The organism is Deltaproteobacteria bacterium, assembly GCA_003194485.1.
GTDB lineage: Bacteria > Desulfobacterota > Dissulfuribacteria > Dissulfuribacterales > UBA3076 > UBA3076.
Genome location: PQXD01000002.1, coordinates 179907 through 185947, shown reverse-complemented (window position 1 = coordinate 185947; position 6041 = coordinate 179907). Strand labels below are relative to the sequence as shown.

Sequence of the window (6041 nt, the reverse complement as noted above, 5' to 3'; positions counted from 1 at the left end):
CCCAGCTATTTCCGCACTGGCAAATGGGTGTAAAACCGACGGCTGGATGATGGGAGCCCGGTGAGCTGAGAGGCTCACGCCGGGTTCTGAGAGGGCCTGGGGGTGAGATTCCCCCGGGCTACTCACCGTGTCCTGGGCTCTGATTCAAAGGAGCATCTTCACGTAGCCTTTGAAAAGATAACCCGGTTCATGCAGGTTATAAGGCTGAAGTTGCATGAACGAAAGACCGTGGTCTTCCCGGCCAAAAGGGGCATGACATTCCTGGGCTTCCGCCTTTACCCGGGGAAGGTGCTGGCAGGAAAGCGGTGCGGCAAACGGTTCAAGGCAAGGCTGAAACAGATGCAGAAGGAGTATGCAAGGGGAGATATTGACCTTAGGGGGATAAAGCAGGTAATTGCCTCTTATAACGGGCACCTGGCCCATGGGGCAACCAAAAAATTGAGGTCCGGGATATTAAACGGGTTCCCGTTTGTAAAGGCAAGCCATGAATAAATGAAGGGGTATCAGATGTAGAAAAGGGCATGTTGAGATGTAGGGTGGATAAGCAAAGCGCATCCACCAGAAAAGGGCATGGTGAGGCAATGAGATGAATAACAGGCGCATCCCCTGGTATTACCTGAACCCCAGGGACGGCACCGAGATGGTGCTCATCCCCGGGGGCTGGTTCTTTATGGGAAACAACGAGGAGGACGACCCGGATGCCTATGGTTCTGAAGCCCCCCGCCACCTCCACTTTGTGAGGCCCTTTTACATGGCCATAACCTGCGTCACCGTTGCCCAGTTCAGGAGGTTCGTGAAGGAGACGGGCCACGATGCCGGAGACGATTGGCGAAAAGACCCTGACGACCACCCTGTGCGCTACGTGAACTGGCACGATGCAATGGCCTACTGCACCTGGGCGGGCTTCAGGCTCCCCACCGAGGCCGAGTGGGAGCTTGCAGCCAGGGGATACAAGGCCCTGAAATACCCCTGGGGGGAGGACTGGGAGAATGGGAGAAGGGTCTGCTGGAGTGGGCAGAAAGGCCCGGGTGGAGCAACGGCCCCGGTCTTTGACCACCCCGAGGGGGCAAGCCCCTTCGGCACCTTCCAGCAGAGCGGAAATCTGTGGGAGTGGTGCGGGGACCTGTATGACAGAGATGTTTACAAGAGATACGCCAAGGGAGACTTCAGCGCTCCAGGGTCAGATGGTGGCCGTGTTTTGCGCGGCGCCTCGTGGAACCACAACTTCACGAAGTGCTTCCGTGGCGGCTACCGGTTCGACATCATCCCGCAGGGCCGGAATTTCGTCTTCAACGGCCTCCGCTCAGCCAGGACAGTTACCTTATGATTTTTTTACCATTTTACATTTTTCAAAATTTTTGAGGAGGTACGGCCTGAACGCTGCGTACGGCGTCAAGCATGTCTGCAACGTATTGTGGTGGATTGGTGGATGCGCTGCGCTTATCCACCCTACGAATAGCTACGAATAGCGCAAAAAAATAAAGATGTAGGGTGGATAAGCGCAGCGCATCCACCAATACCAAAGTTTATAACGGTCGCGTATCCCTCCGGAAGGTCAAGGGCCGGGATATTGAACGGGTTCCCGTTTGTAAAGGCAAGCCATGGATAAATGAAGGGGCATGATGCAGATGCATATGTAGCATATGTAGAGTGGATAAGCGCAGCGCATCCACCAATACACATCCACCAATAAGATAAATGAGCAATTACCGGAGAGCCTATATACCTGGAGCAGCCTATTTCTTTACGGTGGTCACAAGGCACCGTAAACCCTGGTTTGACCGGGAAGAGCGGGTGGAGATACTCAGGGAGGCATTTCAGAAGACCATGAGCAAAAGGCCTTTCCGCATAGATGCCATTGTGGTGCTTCCTAATCACATCCATTGCATCTGGAAACTGCCGGAAGATGACAAGGATTTTTCCGGGCGTTGGCGTGAGATCAAGAAGATGGTCTCCCGCCGCCTTGATGCCCGGACGAATGAGCGTAACGAGCGTAGTGTGTGGCAAAGGCGGTTCTGGGAACACCTCATCCGGGATGAGAGTGACTGGAGAAATCACATGGATTACATCCATTACAATCCGGTCAGGCATGGCCTGGTCAGGCGGGTTTCCGACTGGCCGTGGTCATCCTTTGCAAGGGCGGTTGAGCGTGGATGGTACCCTGCGGATTGGGGTGCGACGGAGCCGCCGGCAATTGCCGGCATGGATTTGGAATGATTTTTTTGGAAATACAAGGAAATGGTGGATATCAATTGGTGGATGCGTCGTTGCACTCCTTATCCACCCTACAAATTATTACAAATTACGGATAATCGGAATTATGTAGGGTGGATAAGCGAAGCGCATCCACCAATAAAGGCAATGAAAAAGAAGGGGATACGTCATGGATGAGGCCACGGAAAAGGCCATAAGGCGGCTTGGCAACCGCTTTCCCTTCATGGGAGGATTGATAAGGAAAAGGGCCGCCGAGACCCTGGCAGGGACAGGAGAATCCCATGCGGTCAAGCCCCTTATAACCTGTCTGGAAGACAAAAACCGGAAGGTGGCAAAAGCAGCCTGGTATGCACTTTTGAATCTCTCGGGACCGGCTATGGACCATCTTTGCGCACTGTGGGCAGAGAAACGCGATAAAAGGCTTGAGGCAATCCTCCTCCATGCGGGCTACATTGCCTCAAGACCCCTGGAGCTCAGGTATCTGACATGTCTCAAGCAGAACAGGCTTGATGTACCATCAAAGGCTGATAGTCGCGGGATAGAGTCACTGCTTAAATTGTCAAAGGACGGCGATGTGACAATCTCACAAAATGCAGAAAAGGTGATTCTATCCCTGACCAATCAGGAGGGAATTAATCGCTTCTGCGCACTGTGGGCAGAGAAACGCGATAAAAGGCTTGAGGCAATCCTCCTCCATGCGGGCTACATTGCCTCAAGACCCCTGGAGCTCAGGAGCCTTACTGCCTTCAAAACTGGCAAAAGGCTGCGGGAAAACATCCCGGAGCAGGTCACCCAATCCTGTCTCCTGGACAAAGACAGGGACGTGGTCTTTGCCGCGGTGGATTACGCAATGGATACAGCGGGCAAGACCGCGGAGGCACTTTGGGCTTTTGCCCTCGAGCACCCGGAGGGCCTTGTGGTACGGGTCCTCCATGAGAAAGGCTGGCGGCCCCAGGAGGCCTCAGAACGGGCGATCTTCTATTTTCTTGCCGGGGATCAGGAAGCCTATCACGATATAGATTTTGAGCAGGCGTATCTTCGCTACTGGTACGAGAGTGGCGGTTCCGGGCTGAAAGAGGCCATTGCCTCCCGCATCAGGAAGAGCGGGGATACCAGGCTGCTTGCGGTCTTCAGGACGGAGCGCGGGGCCAGAAAAGGGTCCGTCACAGAAAAAGAGGCGGCACTCCAGGCCGAGATCCTGATGAAAAACAGGGATTATGGAGGCCTGTTCACTCTCCTCCCCTTCTGCAGCTATGAACTGGGAGAAAAGGTCATCAGGTACCTGGAAGATGCGGGCTGGCAGAACCCCGACCCCCATGGCCGGGAGCTTCAGGAAAGGCTCGAGGGCATCCTCTCCGGTAAAAAAGAAAAGGGCCTTCCCCCTTCGTTTGCCATGGCCATATACGAGGATTTCCGCCCCATGTTCATGGGAGACAAGAGGCCTCCCTCCACTGATACCGGGCTCAAGGAATGGCTTGAGGACGGGGATTTCCGAAAGAGGAGCGCGGCCCTTATCACCCTGGCGGAAAAAGGCTCTCCCTTGCTTAAGGATGCGGCCAACAAGGCCTGCGGAGACGCATACTGGCAGGTGAGGATGGCCGCGGCTGCCTGTGAGATGCTGAGACCGGGGACCCTCAGCCCGGCCAACAGGGCCATGCTCGAGGACGATCACTGCCTGTGGGTGGCGGCCCTGCTTAAGATGCCGAAAAGCAGGCGCCTGGCGGAGCTGGGGCCGGCAGGGCTGGAGGAGCTGAGGGAGATGCCTTCCGGGCGGCTTTCTGACCCGGACCACAGGCCGGAGGTACCGGATGACTTTTTCGAAATCTTAAAGGGCCTTGTGCCGACAGGGGAACGGGAGTATCTCCTGACCCTTGGAGAGTTCCTCGGAACCGATATCGTTGTGAGCCACGAGACGGCCTATGAGGCAGGGGCCACGGACGTGGAGATAGAGATGGAGGATTGACAATCATAAAAGGAGGTCTGAGAAATGGAGATACAGGAGGTCCAGTTCATCATAGACACTGAAGGCAGGGTGAGCTTTGAGGTGAGCGGGGTAAAGGGCAGAAGGTGCCTGGACATTACCAGGGACCTCGAGCTTGACCTTGGCGGGGAGGTCCTTTCCAGGGAGGAGACATCGGAGATGTACGAGGAAGAGGCTCAAGAAAAACTCCGCCGCAGGATAACCACGCAGGAGTGATACGCCATGCCCCGTCTCCGCTACCGGAAGATGGCCATAGACTTCGGCACGTCCAACACCATAGTGGCCTTCTGGGAGGAGGAGGAGAAGGACGTGACCCTCCACAAGATCCCGGACGTGACCCTCCCCTTCCGCTTTGAACAGGACGGCAGGGTGAGGGAGATCCCCTACATCCCGTCCCTTATCTACTATGAGGATCGCCTCACCAACTACATCGGCTTTCAGGTGATAGAGAAGGCCCTTGAGAACAGCCGGGGGGCCTTCCGCTGGATCAAGGCCTATATCCAGCAGGGAAGGAACATGAAGTATCCCCTTTCCGACGGGACCCAGGTGGACTACTTTCAGGCAGGCCGTGATTTTCTGGAAAAGGTCCTGGCCTTTGCTGCAGAATCGGGTTACGTGGACCTTGCCTCGTGCGAGGTGGCCTTTACCGTGCCAGTGGAGGCCTTTGAGGACTATTCCGACTGGCTGGCGGACACCTGCCTTGAGCTTGGAGTGAGGAGGTACCGGTTCATCGACGAGCCCAGCGCCTGCATCTTCGGCTACGACACGCACCTCCAGCCCGGAGACACCTTCCTCATCTTCGACTTCGGAGGGGGCACTCTGGATGTCTCCATGGTGAGGATGGAGGAGCAGGTGGAAGGCGGAAGGGGCTGCCGGGTCGTCGGCAAGGCCGGGTGCCGCCTGGGAGGGCGCACCATAGACGGCTGGCTCTACGACGACATCCTGAGGAGGGCAAGGATTGACCCCCTGGATGCCCGCCGGGCCAGCGCCCTGCTCATGCTCCAGGTGGAGAAGGTCAAGGAGCACCTCACCAGTCATCCATCGTGCAAATACGACATACGCCACGGCCCCACCGGACTGCGCCTCAAGGGGACCTATCACCGGGGCGAACTGGAGGACCTCATGGAGGAAAGGGGTCTCTATCACCACGTGCACGAGACCGTGGAGCGGGCCCTGAACCAGGCAGCCGATAGGGGATACGGAAAGGAGGATATCAAGGACTGCCTCCTGGTGGGGGGAAGCAGCCTGATCCCCAGCATCAGGCGCCAGGTGAGGACCATGTTCGGGGAAAAGGTGCGGTTCTTCAGGCCCTACGATGCCGTGGCCAGGGGGGCCTGCCGCTTTCTCACAAGCGACGTGGAGGCCCTCTACGACTACATCCAGCACGACTATGCCATCAAGAGCTATGACACCGGGAAGGGAGAGCACAGGTTCATCCCCCTGGTCCCAAGGGGCACCAGGTACCCCACCAGGGAGGACTTCAGGCGCATGACCCTGAAGGCTACCAGGAACGGGCAGCGGTTTTTGGGGATAGACATATACGAGGTGGCCGAGAAGGAAAGCGTGCCAACAGGGGCGGGGGAGATAGTCTTTGATCTCAATGGCGGCGCGGTCTTTGAGACCAGGATCTCCGGGGCCGGGGCAGGCACGGAGTTCTTGATGAACGAGGACAACCCCACCTTTATAGAGGCAGACCCCCCGGCGGAGCGCGGGGTCCCCCGTTTTTCCGTGAGCTTCAGGGTGGACGGCCAGAAGCGCCTCCTGGTAACGGTACGGGATATCCTTACCCAGAAGCTCCTGTATGACGATTATCCCGTGATAAAGCTGCGGTAAGAGGACAAGAGCG

At 56.7% G+C, this 6041-nt stretch carries 6 protein-coding genes; all 6 read left to right on the top strand.

Annotated elements, in window-relative coordinates; all coding sequences use genetic code 11:
- The first annotated feature begins 102 nt into the window (after nucleotides 1-102).
- The 6 genes from C4B57_02250 (at nucleotide 103) to C4B57_02225 (ending at nucleotide 6028) form a co-directional block, all read left to right on the top strand.
- Complete coding sequence (locus tag C4B57_02250; protein PXF55844.1) at nucleotides 103-492, top strand: hypothetical protein; 390 nt, start codon at nucleotides 103-105, stop codon at nucleotides 490-492.
- A gap of 94 nt (nucleotides 493-586) precedes the next feature.
- Nucleotides 587-1327, top strand: a complete 741-nt coding sequence (locus tag C4B57_02245; protein PXF55843.1) for a hypothetical protein — start codon at nucleotides 587-589, stop codon at nucleotides 1325-1327.
- 371 nt (nucleotides 1328-1698) lie between these two features.
- Nucleotides 1699-2217, top strand: coding sequence for a transposase (locus C4B57_02240; protein ID PXF55842.1), 519 nt, complete (start codon nucleotides 1699-1701; stop codon nucleotides 2215-2217).
- 166 nt (nucleotides 2218-2383) lie between these two features.
- Entirely contained in the window at nucleotides 2384-4177 is a 1794-nt protein-coding gene (locus tag C4B57_02235; GenBank protein ID PXF55841.1) for a hypothetical protein, read from the top strand.
- Nucleotides 4178-4201: 24 nt separating this feature from the next.
- Complete coding sequence (locus C4B57_02230) at nucleotides 4202-4411, top strand: hypothetical protein (GenBank protein ID PXF55840.1); 210 nt, start codon at nucleotides 4202-4204, stop codon at nucleotides 4409-4411.
- A 6-nt stretch (nucleotides 4412-4417) separates the two neighbouring features.
- The gene (locus C4B57_02225; protein PXF55839.1) at nucleotides 4418-6028 is read left to right on the top strand and encodes an Hsp70 family protein; all 1611 of its coding nucleotides are present in this window, start codon (nucleotides 4418-4420) and stop codon (nucleotides 6026-6028) included.
- The last annotated feature ends 13 nt before the right edge of the window (nucleotides 6029-6041 follow it).